Origin of the sequence: Burkholderia sp. AU4i, assembly GCF_000466765.1 — a bacterium.
In the GTDB taxonomy this organism is placed as follows: domain Bacteria; phylum Pseudomonadota; class Gammaproteobacteria; order Burkholderiales; family Burkholderiaceae; genus Burkholderia; species Burkholderia cepacia.
The window spans coordinates 37,096-53,309 of the sequence record NZ_ASSI01000215.1; the positions used below are offsets into that span (position 1 = coordinate 37,096).

The following is a 16,214-nucleotide window of genomic DNA, read 5'->3' on the forward strand; positions in this document are numbered from 1 at the left end:
ATGAGCAGGAGGAACTGGGCGGCCGCACCGATGGCCATCGTCGTCGGCGCGACCGGCGTGGGCGCGGCCGACGCGCAGGAGGCGACGCTGCCCACCATCGAGATCTCGGGGCAGCGCGCGAGCGCGCCGTTTCGCACACGTGACTCGACGAGCGCGACGCGCGGCGAGGCGGACGTGATGGAGATCCCGTTCGCGGTCAGCAGCGTCGATGCGAAACTCGTGCGCACGGTCGCCGCGACGCGCGGCGAGGACCTGTACGACTGGGTCGCGGGCGTCGCGCGGCAGAACAACTTCGGCGGTCTTTGGGACAACTACGCGGTGCGCGGCTTCGCCGGCGACGGCAACACGTCCGGCACCGACTACCTCGTCAACGGCTTTTCGTGGAATCGCGGGATTAGCGTGCCGCGCGACACCGCCAACCTCGAGCGCATGGAAGTGCTCAAGGGGCCGGCGTCCGCGCTGTACGGCCGCGGCGATCCGGGCGGGATCATCAGCTATACGACGAAGCAGCCGCAGTTCGCTCGCGCGAACACCGTCGGCGTGTCGGCCGGCAGCTACGGCGCGTTGCGCGAGACGCTCGATTCGACCGGCCCCGTGACGAAGTCGCTCGCATACCGCTTCGTTGCAATGAACGAGAACAACGGCAGTTTCCGCGATACGGTGTCGAGCAAACGCTACCTGTTCTCGCCGTCGTTCACGTGGGACATCGGCGCGGACACGACGCTCCATTACGAGTTCGAGAGTGCGCGCCAGCGCGCGCCGCTCGATCGCGGCGTGCTCGCGGTCAACGGCCAGCTTGGAGCGATCCCCGCATCGCGCTTCCTCGGCGAGCCGCGCGACGGCGACTACGACGTGCGCAACACGGGCCATCAGTTCACGCTCGAGCATCGCGTCGATGCGAACTGGTCGGTCAACGCCGGGTTCGCGCAGCGCACCACCGACCTGTCCGGCCGCTCGTCCGAGGCGTTCGCGCTGCAGCCGGACGGCCGCACGCTGTGGCGCCGCTACCGGCAAGTCGCGTTTCATTCGAACGACCTGCAGGGCCGCATCGAAACGGCCGGCAAGTTCCGCACCGGCGGCATCGGCCACACGCTCGTGCTGGGTGTCGATGCGTACCGCTTCAACTACGACCAGTTCGTCGCGCGCTCGACGCCCACGGCCGCCGCGCCGTATGCGATCGACATCTTCGATCCCGTCTACGGCCAGCCGGTGCCCACGCCGCGCACCGCGACCAACCTGCTCGAGCGCGACGACGGCCAGGGGCTCTACGCGCAGGACACGCTCGCGTTCGGGCCGCACTGGAAAATCCTCGCCGGGCTGCGCTGGGATCGCTTCCACCAGTCGGTCGAGAACCGCCTGAAAGGCACGACGAGCAGCCAGGTGCAGACCGCGTTGAGTCCGCGCATCGGCATCGTGTACGAGATGAGCCCCGCCCTGTCGCTCTATGCGAACACCGCGTATTCGTTCCGGCCGAACAACGGCGCCGACGTCGACGGCCGCGCGTTCGATCCGGAGAAAGGGCACGGCTACGAAGCCGGCGCGAAATGGGCCGGCGCGCGCTGGCTCGCGACCGTCGCGGCGTTCTACGTCAACAAGCGCAACGTGCTGACCGCCGATCCGGCGAACGCCGGTTTCTCGCGCGCGGCCGGCGAGGTGCGCAGCCGCGGCGTCGAATTCGAATGGAACGGCGATCTCGGCCACGGCGTGCGCGGCCTCGTCAACCTTGCGTATGTCGACGCCGAAGTCACGCACGACGCGGTGCTGACACCCGGCGCACGCCTCGTCGACATTCCGCGCCTGAGCGGCAGCGCGCTGCTCCTGTACGAAACCGCGGTACCGTTCGCGGACAAGGCCGGTGCCGGCGCCGGCCTGATCTACGTCGGGCGCCGGGCCGGCAATACCGCGAACACGCAGGACGGGTTCGAGCTGCCGGCCTATGCGACCGTGCAACTGAACGGCTATGTGCAGGTCAACAAGCACCTGCGTGCGTCGGTCGTGCTGAACAACCTGTTCAATCGCACCACCTACGTCAGTTCCTACAACAGCCTGTGGGTCACGCCGGGCGCGCCGCGCAGCCTGTTCGCGTCGCTCGCCTATACGTTCTAGCGGGGGTTGGCCGGCCGGCTCTGTGCTCTGTGCTTCATGCGCTTCACGCGCCGAGCACGAGCCGCGCCGCCAGCGCGAGCAGCAAGGCCGGCAACATCACGCACGCGCCGACCGCGAGGAACGCGCCGAACCCGACCTGCAACCCTTCGCGCCGGATGGCCGCGAGCCACAGAATCGTCGCGAGCGATCCGGTGACGGACAGGTTCGGCCCCAGGTCGACACCGATCAGGATCGCGTCGATCACCGTTTGCGGGCTGCGTGCGGCGTCGACCGTCGAACTCGAGATGAGCCCGGCAGGCAGGTTGTTGACCAGGTTCGACGCCAGCGCGATCGCAACGCCCGCCGCGGCCGCGGCGGTCTGCTCGCCGCTTGCCGTCAGCGCGCGCAGCAGACCGGCGAGCGCACGCACCGCACCGCTCCGGTCGAGCGCCTCGACGAGTACGAACAGCCCCGCGACGAGCGGCAACACGCTCCATGAAATCGCGCGAACGATCGGCATGCACGCGGTGCGATCCTTGACCAGCACGCATGCGACGGTGGCGATACCCGCCGCCGCGGTCGGCAACCCGAGCGGAAGATCGAGCGCCGACACCGTCATCAGCGCGGCGGCCGTGATCGCGATGCCGGCCAGCGCGATACGCCCGCCGCCGGTAAGCGGCCGCGTCGGCAAACCGGATTCGCAACGGCCGCCGAGCGCGTGCCGCTGGGTCATCCGAAGCATCAGGAACGTGCATGCGATCGATGCGACGGACGGGATCGCGAAGTGGGCGAGCCATACGCCGAGCGACGGCATGCGCGCGCCGTACAGCACGAGATTCGCGGGGTTCGAGATCGGCAGCACGAAACTCGCCGCGTTCGCGACGAACGCGCAGATGTACAGCAGCGGCAGCGGATCGGCCTTCGCCCGGCGCGCGGCCGCGATGACCGCGGGCGTCAGCACGACGGCGGTCGCATCGTTCGACAGGAAGACCGTCGTCACGGTGCCCACCAGGTAGACGAGCGCGAACAGGCGCCGGGGCGAACCCTGCGCGAGATTGACGACGCGCGTCGCGACCCAGTCGAACAGCCCTTCGCGCCGCGCGACCTCGGACAGCAGCATCATGCCGGTCAGGAACAGGTACACGTCGCCGCCCTTCGCGACGGCGTCGAGCGCCGGATGCACGGGCAACAGGCCGCATACGACCAGCAGCAACGCGCCGCTCACGGCCCAGGTTGCCTCGGGCCAGCCGAACGGGCGGGCAATGACGCCCGCCGTGGCGAGCGCGGAAATCAGCCATGCAAGTGAAACGGAATTCATGGGCAGGTCGGGAATCGCAGGGAGAAGGAAAGCACGTTCAGGACGACGCGGCCGGCAGGTCGGCCGGCTTGCCGCACACGCTGCTCAGCGCTCGCGCATGGCCGAGCCAGAGCGCGAGCGCGCCCGTCGACACGGCGCCCAGCACGACGAATGCGACCGGATAACCGAAGTGCTGCGCGAGCACGCCGCCCAGCACGGGACTGAGCGCCGCGCCGATCCCCTGCGCGGTCGCGACGGCGCCCTGCCCGGCGTTCACGCGGCCGGAGCCGTGCAGCAGGCGCACGACCAGCGCCGGCACGACGACGCTTTGCAGGCCGGCACCGATGCCGTCGAGCACCTGCACCGGCCAGACGCCCGCCTCGCTCATCAGCACGGCGGCAAGCACGCCCCGCACCGGCAACACCAGGTAGGAAAGCAGCAGCACGCGCCAATAACCGTGCGCGCGAATCAGCCGGGGCGCGACCCACGCGGCCGCGATCATCACGAGCTGCGCGATGACGATGGTTTGCGCGGTGAACATGCTCGCGTTGCTGCGATGCGTGGCGACCACGCCCATTCCGTAGAGCGGCAGCATCGCCGCGTTGCCGAGATGAAACAGCGCGAGCGACGCGCCGAGCAGGACCAGCGGCCGGTTCGAGGCGAGCGTGCGCAAGCCGCCGGCGGGCGGCGCCGACGCGCCCATGGGCGGATCATCGCGCACGGCATGCGTGCGCGGCTCGGCATGGTCCCTGTCGAGGCCGCGTGCGCACGCGTGGTCGATGGCCCGCGCGGGAATCGCCAACGTACTCGCGATCGCGAGGAGCGTGAACACGGCGACGAGCGCGAACACCGCGTCGAAGCCCGCATGCCAGCCGAGCCATCCGGCGAGCGCCGCACCCACCACGTTGCCCGCATGGTTCGCCATCTGGTTGCGGCCGAACTGCCGGTCGAAACCCTGCCGGCGCGCGATGCCGAGCGTCACGCCCGCGACGGCCGGCGCCAGCGCCGCGCCGCCGACGGCGGCCAGGATCTGCGATGCCGCCACCGCCGGATAACCGTCGGCGAACATCAGCGCAAGCGAGGCCAGCGCCGTCACGGCGGTGGCCGTGACGATCAGCGCGCGCTTCGCGCGCAGCGCATCGACGAGCGCGCCGGCCGGCGGCGTCGCGGCCATCGCGGCGAGCCCGGCCAGCGTCATGACCGAGCCGATCGCGTCGGCACTCCAGCCGCGCGACAGCAGGATCACGCCGACGAACGGGCCGATGCCGGCCTGCACGTCGGCCAGGAAGAAATTGAGCGCCTCGAGCGCGCGCGCCGCTCTCATCGTCGACGGGCAGTCATTCGTCGTCCACATCGACGAGCTCGGCGATCTCGCTCACTTCGAGCACCGCGCCGTACCGCGTGACGACGCCTTGCCCCCACGCCATGACGTGGATACCGGCGCGCAGATAGTCGCTCAGCTCGGCTGCCGCATGCGGCGGCATCCGCAGCACGACACCGTTCGTCAGCAACGCGCCGTTCAGCTCGCCTTTCGGGCCGTGCAGCGCGAACGCGACTTCGCCGCTCATCTCCATCAGCTTGCGGCCGCCATGCGGCGGCTTCGGCGCACCGGGCACGGGCCCGTTGTCGACGATGTCGACGCCGTGGCGCCCGGTCAGCTGCACCGCCACGATCATCGCGGCGCCGCGCGACTTGACGCCGCGCACGCGGATGCGGTCGCCCACCTCGACATGGCGAACCAGCTCGCGGCCCAGGTGCGGCGGCACGTGAACCTGCAGGTCGCCGTTCAGGATCAGGCCGTCGATGTCCCCGTGCGGGTTGAGCAGGAACTGTGTGACGCGGCCGCGCGTTTCGGGCAGGCAGGCGGGATCGATCCAGTGCATGGCAGGACTCCTTGTGGGATGGCAGGAAGACGACACGCGATCAGCGCACGACGTCGTCATAAAGATTCACGACGCGGCCCGGCGAGCCGAATGCGGTGGCCTGCAGCGCTTCGCCGTAGGCATTGCGCGTGCCGTATCCGACCGCGGCAACGCGCGTGCCGGGTACGAGCAGCGCGCCGAACTGCTGCGCCGCCGGCACGGTCAGCTTGACGATCGCGCCGCTGTCGAGCATCACGCCGTCCGGCTCGCCGCGTGGTGCGCGCGTGACGCGCCGCACGACACCCGACACGCTGAGGCGGGCCAGATTGACGCCGCGCAACGCGGGCGGCATCGGTGCGGTGGGGGGCGGCGGCTGGTCGGACAACGATGCGCCGCTGCGGTCGTTGCGCACGACGCGCGCGTGGATGTCGTCGCCGACGCGACGTTCGCCGGCCACCGTTACCCGGTCGCCCGGCCGCGCGAGCGCGATCAGCTGCGTGCCGAGATGCGGCGGCACGCCGACGAGCGTCCCGTCGGTCAGCACGAAACCGTCGACCGCGCCTTCCGGGTTGATCGTCAGGCGCGAAAGCGTGCCGGACACGAGTGTGTCGGAGGCGACGGGCGACTGCGGCGGAGGCGGAAGAGAAGCCGGTTCGAAACCGGCGCGCGGCGGCGCACCGGGCGGTTCGTCCGCACGCGGCGGGAGTGGAATCTGCGCGGCGCAGGCGGTCGCCGCGGCGATCAGCGCGGCGGCACACAGTCCGGCACAGCTGCGGCGAACGGCGACGCGGCGCGGTGGCCGCGAACGCGCGGCGCGTGGGGTCGACTTCATGGCGGGCTCCGGCAACGGGTTGCGATGCCGTGATATCTGCAACACGCGTGCCAGCACGCATGTGCCCGCCGGGCCGCGTATAGAACGATGAACCGCGCAACACGTGTCGGGATTCCCGACACGTTTTACCCGCCGTTGTCGGGAATCCCGACAGGCGTCATGGCGCCGCTAGTCGTCGCGCTCGATACCCAGATGGGCCATGCGCGCATAGAGCGACTGACGGCCGATGCCGAGCTGCCGTGCCGCCTCCGCGCGATTGCCGTTCGCGCGCTCGAGCGCGCGCAGGATCGCGGCGCGCTCGACCGCCGCCAGCGCGTCGGGCAACGGCATGTCGAACAGCGGCGCAGGCAGCGCGAGCGTGTCGCCGCCGGACGCAAGCCCCGGCACGACGCCGAGCCCGAGATCGGCCGCGCCGATGGCGGGCCCGGGCGCCAGCGCGGCCGCCCGCTCCATCACGTTGCGCAGCTCACGCACGTTGCCCGGCCAGCGATGATCGAGCAACGCCCGCTGTGCGTCGTTCGTCAGGTGCAACGGGCGCGCGCCTGCCGCGCATGCCAGGAAATGCGCGGCCAGCGGCAGGATGTCGGCCACGCGATCCGCGAGCGGCGGCAGGTGCAGCGGAATCACGTTCAGCCGGTAGAACAAGTCTTCGCGAAACGTGCCGTTCGCGACGGCCTCGGCGAGATCGCGGTGCGTCGCGGCCACCACCCGGATGTCGATCGCCGTCGGACGATCCGCACCGAGCGGCGTCACCTCGCGCTCCTGCAGCGCGCGCAACAGCTTGGCCTGCATGGCGGTGGGCATGTCGCCGATCTCGTCGAGAAACAGCGTGCCGCCGTCGGCCTCGACGAGCCGCCCGGCGCGATCGACGTGCGCCCCCGTAAACGCGCCGCGTCGATGCCCGAACAGTTCGCTTTCGAGCAGGTCGGCCGGAATCGCCGCGCAGTTGACCGCGACGAACGGCCCGGCATGCCGCATCGACGCGGCATGCAGCACGCGCGCCGCCACTTCCTTGCCGGTGCCCGTCTCGCCGGTGACGAGCACGGTCGCGTCGCTCGTCGCGGCCCGGCCGATCTGCTTCTGCACGTCGCGCATCGCGGCGCTCACGCCCAGCAGCCGGGGGCGGGCCGATGCGGGTTCGCGCGCAAACCCGCCATCGTGCGGCTCGACGGCCGCCGGCGGCGCGTTCGCGGAAACGATGCGCGCGAGCAGTTGCGAGATGTCGCGACGCCCGATCGGCTTGGTCAGGTGATCGAACGCGCCGAGCCGCATCGCGTCGATCGTGTTGTCGCTGGTTGCATGGGCGGTCAGCATCACGACGGGGATCGCGGCCAGCGCCGGATCGTCGCGCAGCTGCGCGAGCACCGCGAGCCCGTCCAGGTCCGGCAAGCGGAAATCCAGAAAGATGCAGTCGACGCGGCCGCCGTCGCGCAGCGCGCTCAACGCCGCGCGCCCCGCTCCGGCTTCGACGACCCGATGACCGAGATCGGCGAGCGTCTCGGCCAGGCCGTCGCGAAATGCCGCGTCGTCGTCGACTATGAGGATGGTTGCCATGGGATTTCAATGACGAAGGATGCGCCGTGCGGAACGTCGTCGAGCCAGGCCTGGCCGCCATGCGCCGCGGCCACTTCGCGGACGACGGCAAGACCGAGGCCGGTGCCGTCCGCCCGCCCCGTCACGAACGGCTCGAAAATCCGCTCGCGCTGTTCGGCGGGAACCCCGGGGCCGGTATCCGACACGGTGATCCGCAGCCAGTCGCGTCCGGCGAACGTGCGACGCGCGGCGGCGAGCGTGACCGCACCGCCGTCGCCGGCATGGCGCAGTGCATTGAGCAACAGATTGTCGAGCGCGCGACGCATCTGGTCGGGATCGAACATGGGGAACGCGGCGGGCTGCGCAAGGCGTTCGCCCTGCTCGCCGGGCAGCCATGCGAGATCGATCGCCTGCCGCTGCGCGAGCTCGCGGTGCGTGTCGACGACCTGCGCGAGCCACGCGTCGACGTCGACGCGCGTCGCATGCGGGCTGACCGGCTGCGTCAGCGCGAGCAGGCCCGACAGTTGCGCATCGATGCGTTCGATCTGCGCCAGGATCACGCGCAGCGCGTCCTGCTGCCGTCGGCTGTCGCCGGCCAGCGCGTTTTCGGCTTTCAGCCGCATCGCGCCCATCGGGTTGCGAATCTCGTGCGCGACCTGCGCGGCCAGTTTGCCGAGCATCCCGAAGCGTTCCGCCTGCGCGAGCCGCGTGCGGAGTTCGGCGGCCTGCTGTTGCAGTTGCTCGGTGCGCCGCGCATGCGCGTTGAACGCATCGATGATCCGGTCGAGATCGGGCTCGCCGACATACGGCAGCTGCGGCGCGCGGCCGTCGGGCGCCAACCCGGCTTCGATCCGCGCGAGATTGCCTTTCCAGCGCCGCAGCGCGATGGCGAGCGCCGCCGCGATCGCGAGAATCACCGCGAGCACGCCCGCAAGGCCCGTCGCCAGCAGCTCGCCGTGCCGGCCGAGCGGCGGGCGGGCGCGCGTCAGCATCCAGACGAACAGGCCCGACCCGGCGCGGACCGGACACGCCGCCGCGATCACGGCATCCTGCGCGCCCTCGACCGCATTCGACGCCGTGGCACGCGTCGCGGCGGCCGCGCGCAGCGTGCGGAGAATCAGCGGCGTTTCCGCGTCCGGCACGTCGCGCTTGATGCCGCTGCCTTGATAAGTCGGAAAGGAATACGCAAGAAAACCGCCCGCCGCGGGTGCGCCGCCGGCCGTCCAGAAACCGCCTTCCATGTCCGGCGCGCGCGCCAGGACGATATCGAGGATCGCATGCATCAGCGCCGAATCGGGCTGCGCGCCGGCCTGCGCGGCGGACGCATCGTAGCGCGACGCGACCGCTTCGCAGGCCGCTTCACCGGCGGCCCGCGCGCCGGCGATCTGCTGCCCTTCGGCGGAACTGGCCATCACCCAGACGACCGCGACGAGCGTCGCGCAGAGCGTCGCGACGAGCGCCCAGAGCATGACGAGTTGAGTGGAAAACGGCGGACGCTTCATCGGATCGGGCAGGCGGTCGAGGGCGACAGGATAACGTAAAGCATACGACGCCGGGACCCGCGCCGCCGGCCTGCCGGATCGGGCAGGACATCGCGCCGAAGGGCAGCGGCCGCGATCGGGAAAGGCCGCTGAAAGATCGAACCGCTAGACTGCCTCCGGCTCGACGCCCCCAACCCGCCCCCTCGAGGACCGCATGCGCGCCATTTCTTTCCGAAGGCTATCGGTCGCGTTGTTCACCGTCGGCGCGCTGCTCGGCGCCGCGTCCGCCAGCCGCGCATGCGACGTGCCCGCGCCGGTGCGGACGATCGATCCGCCCGGCTACTACGACGACCCGACCGGTTATGCGCGCGACGTGAAGCCGATGCGCGATTTCATCGCGAAGCTGAACGCGGCGGCGGAACACGCCGACTGGTCGTGCGCGCTGACCCTGCTCGACAGCTGGGCGCAAGCGGATGCGCTGATGGGCAAGATCACCGGTTATCAAGGGTATGACGAGCGTTCGTGGGCCGGCACCGACTTCGCGATGGTGATCCTGCGCATGCCGCGCGGCATGCGCGAAGCGAACCGCGCGCAGTTCAACGCAATCGACCCGTGGCTCGAACGCATCGCGATCGCCACGCGCGATTCGGAAGCGATCAACCACCTGCACAACAACCTCGTGTACTGGGCGGGCCTCGACCTGATCGCCATCGGCACCGTGACCGACAACGCGAGCCTGATCGATTCCGGCCTGCTGCGGGTACGCGAAGGCATCCGCGACATCGGCGCCGACGGTTCGCTCGCGCGCGAAGTCAAGCGCGGCAACCGCGCGCTGCACTATCACACCTTCGCGCTGCTGCCGCTCGTATTCGCGGCGGAACTCGTGCAACGGCGCAAGATCGACCTGTACCGCGAAAACGGCGGCGCGATCGGCCGCCTCGCCAACCTCGTGATCGACGCGGTGGAAAATCCCGACAGTTTCAGGACGATCACGCCGGTCAGGCAGGACCTGTTTCCGTGGACGTTCCGCGACGAGCTGAGCTGGGTCGAGCCGTACTACGCACGTTTTCACGATCGCCGCCTGCCGGCGATCATCGCGCCGCGCCGCCCGTTCAGCGAATGGCGGCTCGGCGGCGACGTGAGCGCGGTGTGGGGTGCACCGCTGCCGTAACGGTCGCCGCGCGCGTTCGGGAGGTCTCGCCGCCGCGAACCGCCGCGACGGCGAAGCGAGCCGGGCCATGATCACGGATCGTGTCGACGCCCGCTTCAACCGATTTCCAGTACGAAATTATTCGGTCAACGCGCAACCTCGCGCAACCTCGCACAAACGGCGCGCCGGCCAGGCCAGGCCATTCACATATCAGCGTGCAGCGCCCGGAACGGGCTCGTTCATCGCATCGCCGTAGCGCTCCGCGCGCTCGACGATGCGCGCGAGCCGGATGATGTCGGTCAGCGCGAAATCGTTCGCGTCCGGCCGCGGACGATCATGCTCGTCCGCCACGCGCATCGCGAACGCGAGCGCTTCCGAGCGCTCGCGCAACAGCGTGCGCAGCGCATCCGCGATGATCCGGCGGTCGCGCGGATCGCCGAGGCCGAGCGCGGCCCCGCGATCGTATTCGACGGCCGGCGCCGCGAGCGGCGACGCCGTCAGCATGGAGATCCCGCGCATCGGTACCGTGTTCCGTTTCATGTCCACCTCTCGTTGACGGGCGGCCAGCGCGCGACGCCTCACCGCCGGTTCGACCGCGACACCACGTCGATCCACACCGCCAGCACCAGCACCGCGCCCTTGACGATCATCTGCCAGTACGCGTCGACGTCGAGCATCGACATCCCGTTGTCGAGGCTCGCCATCACGAGCGCGCCGATCAGTGCGCCGTACACGGTGCCCGAGCCGCCGCGCATCGACGTGCCGCCGATGAAGCACGCGGCGATCGCGTCGAGTTCGCCCATCGTGCCCGCCGACGGCGAACCGGCCGCGAGCCGCGCGGTGTTCACGATGCCGGCGAACGCGCACATCAGGCCCATCAGCGCGAAGATCGCGAGCTTCACGCGGTCGGTGTCGACGCCGGACAGCCGCGTCGCCTCGAGATTCGAGCCCACCGCATAAATGCGCCGGCCGAACACGGTCTGCGTCGCGATCCACGAGAACACGCCGAGCAGCGCGAGCAGCAACAGCACCGGCACCGGGATGCCGCCGTAGCGGTCGAGCGTCGCGACGAACGCGAACAGCACGGCCCCCGCGCCGACGATCTTGACGGCGTCCTGCCACAGCGGCGCGACCGCGAGCCGGTAGCGGCGCCGCGTGCCGCGCTGGCGCACGACCAGCAGCGCGACGAGCGCGAACAGCAGCAGCGCGAGGCCGTCGCCGGCCACGCGCGGCAGGTAGCCCTGCCCGAGGAACACGAAGCCGTCGGACACCGGAGCGATCGTCGAGCCGCCCGTCACGCCGAGCAGGATCCCGCGAAACGCAAGCATCCCGCCGAGCCCGACGATGAACGACGGCACGCGCCGGTAGGTCGACCACCAGCCGTTGAAGAGCCCGATCAGCACGCCGAGCGCGAGCACCGCCGGGACCGTCGCGGCGACGGGCCAGTGGCGGTTCACGTCGAGGATCGCCGCGACGCCGCCGAGCAGCCCGAGCAGCGAGCCGACCGACAGGTCGATCTCGCCCGCGATGATCACGAACACCATCCCGCACGCGAGCATCCCTGTGATCGACATCTGCCGCAGCAGGTTCGACACGTTGCGCGGCGTGACGAACGCGCCGTCGGTCAGCACCGAGAAGAATGCCCAGATCGCCGCGACCGCGAGCAGCAGCGCGAGGATCTTGTAGCGCACGAAGACCTGGCGAAGCTGGCTGCCGGTCGAGCGCCCGGCCGGTTGCCCTGCTTCGTGGCCGCTTGAACGGCGCGCATCCGCGTCCTGCGTCGCCGGGGTGGAGGAAGAAAGTTCGGAATTCATGTCGCACTCGCTGCAATGGGTTCGGTCGGCCGCCGGCCGGATTTCAGCGCGGCGCCGAGGATCTGTTCCTGTGTCAGGCCGTCGTTGACGAAGTCGCCGCGCAGCTCGCCTTCGCCGATCACCAGCACGCGATCGGCGAGCCCGAGCACCTCGGGCATTTCCGACGACACGACGATCAGCGCGACGCCGCGCTTCGCGAGCGCGAACACGAGGCGGTAGATCTCCGCTTTCGCGCCCACGTCGACGCCGCGTGTCGGCTCGTCGAGAATCAGCACCTGCGGCTCGGCCAGCAGCATCTTCGCGAGCACGGCCTTCTGCTGGTTGCCGCCGGACAGGCTCGCGATCGGCAGGAACGGATGCGCGGCACGCACCGACAGCCGCTGCATCTCGGTGCGGATCGCGTCCAGCTCGGCGGCCGCGTCGATCCGGCCGCGCGCCGCGAAGCGCCGCAGCACCGTCAGCGTGATGTTGTGGCCGACACCGAGCTGCGGCACGATGCCGTGGCGCTTGCGGTCCTCGGGCACCATCGCGATGCCGGCGCGAATCGCATCGGCGGGCGTGCGGATCGACAGCGGCCGGCCGTTCATCAGCACGGTCGCCGTGCTCGCGCCCGGATACGCGCCGAAGATCGCCTGCATCAGCTCGGTCCGCCCCGCGCCGACGAGCCCGGCGACGCCGAGGATCTCGCCGCGCCGCACGCTGAACGACACGTCGTCCACCCGCTTGCGGCGCGGGTTCGTCACGTCGCGGCAGGTCACGTGGCGCGCTTCCAGCACGACGTCGCCGATCTCGTGCGGCTCGCGCGGGTACAAGTCGCGAATCTCGCGGCCGACCATCATCGCGATGATCCGGTCGGTCGTCAGCGCGCGCATCGGCTCGGTCGCGACATGGCGGCCGTCGCGGATCACCGTCACCGTGTCGCACACCGCCTCGACCTCGTCGAGCTTGTGCGAGATGTACACGCACGCGACGCCGCGGCCCTTCAGGTCGCGCACGATGTCGAGCAGGATGCGCGTTTCGGACGCGCTCAGCGACGACGACGGTTCGTCGAGGATCAGCAGCTTCGCGCGCTTGTTCAGCGCCTTCGCGATCTCGATCAGCTGCTGGTGGCCGCCGCCGTAGTTCATCACCGGCTGCGCGACGTTGATGGAGTCGATCCGCAGTTCGTGCAGCAGCGCCTCGGCACGCTGCACCATCGCCGCATAGTTCATGCGCCCGCCCGGCAGCGTGATCTCGTTGCCGAGAAAGATGTTCTCGGCCACCGACAGCTCGGGCACGAGCATCAGTTCCTGGTGGATGATCACGATGCCCGCGCGCTCGGTGTCGCGCACGCCGGACGCGACGAGCGGCGCGCCCTCCCAGCGGATCTCGCCCTCCCACGTGCCGTGCGGATACACGCCCGACAACACTTTCATCAGCGTCGATTTGCCCGCGCCGTTCTCGCCGCACAGCCCCACGCACTCGCCGGGCCGCACCACCAGGTCGATGCCGTCGAGCGCTTTCACGCCGTCGAATTCCTTGACGATGCCGCGCATCGTCAGCAAGGGTTCGGTCATTCGCTCATGCCTCGCAGTGTGCGCGCGGACGCACCGGTGGGCCGCCCGCGCGCCGCGCCGTTACTGGCTCGCCAGCTGCGCCTGGGTATAGAAGCCGTCCTTCACGACGACGTCGACGTTGCGCTTGGTCAACAGCGTCGGCTGCAGCAGCACCGTGTCGACCTTCTTCTTGCCGTTGTCGTATTGCGCGTTGAACGCCGGTTTCGTGCCCTTCGCGAGATCCACCGCGAGTTTCGCCGCTTCGCTCGCGATCAGCTTGAGCGGCTTGTAGACGGTCATCGTCTGCGTGCCGGCGATCACGCGCTTGACCGCCGCGAGATCCGCATCCTGCCCGGACACCGGCACCTTGCCGGCCAGGTGCTGCGCGGCGAGCGCCTGGATCGCGCCGCCGGCGGTGCCGTCGTTCGACGCGACGATCGCGTCGATCTTGTTGTTGTTCGCGGTCAGCGCATCCTCGACGATCCGCAGCGCGGTCGACGCGCTCCACTCCGGCACCCACTGCTGGCCGACGACCTTGATGTCGCCGCGATCGATCGCCGGCTTCAGCACCTTCAGCTGCCCTTCGCGCAGCATCTTCGCGTTGTTGTCGGTCGGCGCGCCGCCGAGCAGGAAATAGTTGCCCTTCGGCTTCGCGTCGACGACGCCCTGCGCCTGCAGTTCGCCGACCTTCTCGTTGTCGAACGAGATGTAGGCATCGACGTCGGCGTCGAGGATCAGCCGGTCGTACGACACCACCTTGATGCCGGCCTTGCGCGCTTCGGCGACCACGTTGCCGAGCGTCTTCGAGTTGAACGGGACGATCACGATCACGTCCACGCCGCGCGAGATCAGGTTCTCGATCTGCGAGATCTGCCGCTCCTCGCTCGCGTCCGCGGACTGCACGGACACCTTCGCGCCGAGCTTCGTCGCGGCCGCCACGAAATAGTCGCGGTCGCGCGACCAGCGCTCGACGCGCAGGTCGTCGATGCAGAAGCCGATTTCAGGCTTGTCCTTGCTCGCATGCGCGAGCGGTGCGCCCAGTGTCAGGATCGCCAGCGCAGCGGCGCCGGCAAGCGAGCTCAATACCGTACGACGTTTCACGGATTTCATGTCTCCATTCCTCTCTTTATTGGACTACTCCACGAACGCCGGGCAGCCGCCGAAGCCGGTCGCCCATCGTCTTGCCACCGCGCGGCACGGCTTCGTGCGGCGTGTCACGCGCCCGTCACGCGCCTGTCGCAAACACCGGTTCGAGCGCCCGATACAGCGCGCGAAACGTCGGCCGCCGCGCGTCGCGATACCACGCGTGGCGTGCCATGTCGGGCTCCCGTACCGCGACGACGGGCGGCTGCGGGCACACCGCGTCGAGCGGCGCATCCGGTTCGAGCGCGAGATGCGCGAGCCGCGCGGCGCCGAGCGCCGGGCCGACTTCGCCGCCCGCGCGCAAGGTCAGCGCGCGGCCGCTCAGGTCGGCCAGCATCTGCGTCCAGTACGCGCTGCGCGAGCCGCCGCCGATCACCGTGATGCTGTCTGGCGCGAGCCCGGCCGCATGCAGCGCGTCGATCCCGTCGAGCAGCGCGAAGCCGACGCCTTCGAGCGTCGCGTTCGCGAGATCCGCGCGCCGCGTATCGGGCGTCATCCCGTAGAACACGCCCTTCGCATTCACGTCGTTGTGCGGCGTGCGCTCGCCGCTCAGGTAAGGCAGGAACCACGGGCGCTCCGCGCGTGCGTTCGCTTCCGCGTCGGCGAGCAGCGCGGCAACGCCGTCGTAGCCAGCCAGTTGCGCGGTGAAATCGACGCAGCCGGCCGCGTTCAGCATCACCGACATCAGGTGCCAGGTGCGCGGCAACGCGTGACAGAAACTGTGAACCGCCGATTCGGGATTCGCGCGGAAACCGTCCGACACCGCGAAGTAGACGCCCGACGTACCGAGCGACAACAGTGCGTCGCCGGGCCGCACGATGCCGACACCCACCGCGCCGGCCGCGTTGTCGCCGCCGCCCGCGACGACCGGGATCTCGCGCAACCCGAGCGCACGTGCGACGGCCGGCAGCAGCGTGCCGGTGATGCGGTTGCCCTCGAACACGGCGGGCATCTGCGCGCGCGACAACCCGCATGCGGCGAGCAGCGTGTCGTCGTAATCGCGCTTCGCGACATCGAGCCACAGCGTGCCGGCCGCATCCGACGGATCGGTCGCGAACGCGCCGGTCAACCGGTAACGCAGATAATCCTTCGGCAGCAGCACATGGGCGATCCGCGCGAATACGTCCGGCTCGTGCCGGCGCACCCACAGCAGCTTCGGCGCGGTAAAACCCGGCATCGCGAGATTGCCGGCGACGGCGCGCAGCGTGGGCGCGAGCCGCTCGAGTTCCGCGCACTCCGCATCCGCGCGGCCGTCGTTCCACAGGATCGCGGGGCGCAGCACGTCGCCGCGCGCATCGAGCAGCGTCGCGCCGTGCATCTGCCCGGTCAGGCCGAGCGCATCGATGGTGCGCGGATCGATGCCGGCCGCGCGCGCATCGGCAATCAGCCTGTGGATGGGCTGCGGCGGCATCGCGATGGCGTCGGGCCCGCTGATCGGCGGCCTGCTGATCCACCTGTCCGGGTGGCGCAGCCTCTTCTTCG

At 70.1% G+C, this 16,214-nt stretch carries 13 protein-coding genes; 2 read left to right on the forward strand and 11 right to left on the reverse strand.

The genetic code is table 11. The annotated features are described in order from the left end of the window. Positions 1-2,106: a TonB-dependent siderophore receptor gene (locus L810_RS36755; RefSeq protein ID WP_042977732.1), complete on the forward strand. Its 2,106-nt coding sequence runs from the start codon at positions 1-3 to the stop codon at positions 2,104-2,106. 43 nt (positions 2,107-2,149) lie between these two features. On the opposite strand, the gene L810_RS36760 is transcribed toward L810_RS36755, so the two are convergent. The 6 genes from L810_RS36760 to L810_RS36785 all read right to left on the reverse strand — a co-directional run bounded on the left by L810_RS36760 (position 2,150) and on the right by L810_RS36785 (position 9,111). Further along, on the reverse strand, positions 2,150-3,403 hold the full coding sequence (locus L810_RS36760) for an arsenic transporter (RefSeq protein ID WP_021163227.1): 1,254 nt from the start codon (positions 3,401-3,403) through the stop codon (positions 2,150-2,152). 37 nt (positions 3,404-3,440) lie between these two features. Then, positions 3,441-4,706, reverse strand: coding sequence for an MFS transporter (locus tag L810_RS36765; protein ID WP_042977734.1), 1,266 nt, complete (start codon positions 4,704-4,706; stop codon positions 3,441-3,443). 13 nt (positions 4,707-4,719) lie between these two features. Then, positions 4,720-5,265, reverse strand: coding sequence for a hypothetical protein (locus L810_RS36770; protein ID WP_021163229.1), 546 nt, complete (start codon positions 5,263-5,265; stop codon positions 4,720-4,722). A 40-nt stretch (positions 5,266-5,305) separates the two neighbouring features. After that, the gene (locus L810_RS36775; protein ID WP_021163230.1) at positions 5,306-6,076 is read right to left on the reverse strand and encodes a hypothetical protein; all 771 of its coding nucleotides are present in this window, start codon (positions 6,074-6,076) and stop codon (positions 5,306-5,308) included. A gap of 168 nt (positions 6,077-6,244) precedes the next feature. Next, positions 6,245-7,630 (reverse strand): sigma-54-dependent transcriptional regulator, encoded by a 1,386-nt coding sequence (locus L810_RS36780; protein WP_021163231.1) that lies wholly within the window; start codon positions 7,628-7,630, stop codon positions 6,245-6,247. Then, entirely contained in the window at positions 7,612-9,111 is a 1,500-nt protein-coding gene (locus L810_RS36785) for a sensor histidine kinase (RefSeq protein WP_021163232.1), read from the reverse strand. Before L810_RS36785 ends, L810_RS36780 begins: the two co-directional genes overlap by 19 nt. A gap of 193 nt (positions 9,112-9,304) precedes the next feature. Here L810_RS36785 and L810_RS36790 point away from each other — a divergent pair, with 193 nt between their 5' ends. Then, positions 9,305-10,261 (forward strand): mannuronate-specific alginate lyase, encoded by a 957-nt coding sequence (locus tag L810_RS36790; protein ID WP_021163233.1) that lies wholly within the window; start codon positions 9,305-9,307, stop codon positions 10,259-10,261. Between the two features lie 189 nt (positions 10,262-10,450). Here L810_RS36790 and L810_RS36795 read toward each other — a convergent pair whose 3' ends face one another. The 5 genes from L810_RS36795 to xylB form a co-directional block, all read right to left on the reverse strand. Continuing rightward, on the reverse strand, positions 10,451-10,780 hold the full coding sequence (locus tag L810_RS36795) for a hypothetical protein (protein ID WP_021163235.1): 330 nt from the start codon (positions 10,778-10,780) through the stop codon (positions 10,451-10,453). Positions 10,781-10,818: 38 nt separating this feature from the next. Next, on the reverse strand, positions 10,819-12,054 hold the full coding sequence (locus L810_RS36800) for a sugar ABC transporter permease (protein WP_021163236.1): 1,236 nt from the start codon (positions 12,052-12,054) through the stop codon (positions 10,819-10,821). Further along, the gene (gene xylG, locus L810_RS36805; RefSeq protein ID WP_021163237.1) at positions 12,051-13,610 is read right to left on the reverse strand and encodes a D-xylose ABC transporter ATP-binding protein; all 1,560 of its coding nucleotides are present in this window, start codon (positions 13,608-13,610) and stop codon (positions 12,051-12,053) included. Before xylG ends, L810_RS36800 begins: the two co-directional genes overlap by 4 nt. Before the next feature lie 60 nt (positions 13,611-13,670). Next, complete coding sequence (gene xylF, locus L810_RS36810) at positions 13,671-14,699, reverse strand: D-xylose ABC transporter substrate-binding protein (RefSeq protein ID WP_021163238.1); 1,029 nt, start codon at positions 14,697-14,699, stop codon at positions 13,671-13,673. A 115-nt stretch (positions 14,700-14,814) separates the two neighbouring features. Beyond that, the coding region (xylB, locus tag L810_RS36815; RefSeq protein WP_257009022.1) for a xylulokinase at positions 14,815-16,214 on the reverse strand (1,400 nt) is incomplete at its 5' end.

Bases quoted from the DNA above. Each gene is read 5' to 3' on its own strand.
- L810_RS36800 (WP_021163236.1), bottom strand. From the start codon at position 12,054: ATGAATTCCGAACTTTCTTCCTCCACCCCGGCGACGCAGGACGCGGAT.
- L810_RS36795 (WP_021163235.1), bottom strand. From the start codon at position 10,780: ATGAAACGGAACACGGTACCGATGCGCGGGATCTCCATGCTGACGGCG.
- L810_RS36770 (WP_021163229.1), bottom strand. From the start codon at position 5,265: ATGCACTGGATCGATCCCGCCTGCCTGCCCGAAACGCGCGGCCGCGTC.
- L810_RS36760 (WP_021163227.1), bottom strand. From the start codon at position 3,403: ATGAATTCCGTTTCACTTGCATGGCTGATTTCCGCGCTCGCCACGGCG.
- xylG (WP_021163237.1), bottom strand. From the start codon at position 13,610: ATGACCGAACCCTTGCTGACGATGCGCGGCATCGTCAAGGAATTCGAC.
- L810_RS36755 (WP_042977732.1), top strand. From the start codon at position 1: ATGAGCAGGAGGAACTGGGCGGCCGCACCGATGGCCATCGTCGTCGGC.
- L810_RS36785 (WP_021163232.1), bottom strand. From the start codon at position 9,111: ATGAAGCGTCCGCCGTTTTCCACTCAACTCGTCATGCTCTGGGCGCTC.
- L810_RS36780 (WP_021163231.1), bottom strand. From the start codon at position 7,630: ATGGCAACCATCCTCATAGTCGACGACGACGCGGCATTTCGCGACGGC.
- L810_RS36790 (WP_021163233.1), top strand. From the start codon at position 9,305: ATGCGCGCCATTTCTTTCCGAAGGCTATCGGTCGCGTTGTTCACCGTC.
- xylF (WP_021163238.1), bottom strand. From the start codon at position 14,699: ATGAAATCCGTGAAACGTCGTACGGTATTGAGCTCGCTTGCCGGCGCC.
- L810_RS36775 (WP_021163230.1), bottom strand. From the start codon at position 6,076: ATGAAGTCGACCCCACGCGCCGCGCGTTCGCGGCCACCGCGCCGCGTC.
- L810_RS36765 (WP_042977734.1), bottom strand. From the start codon at position 4,706: ATGAGAGCGGCGCGCGCGCTCGAGGCGCTCAATTTCTTCCTGGCCGAC.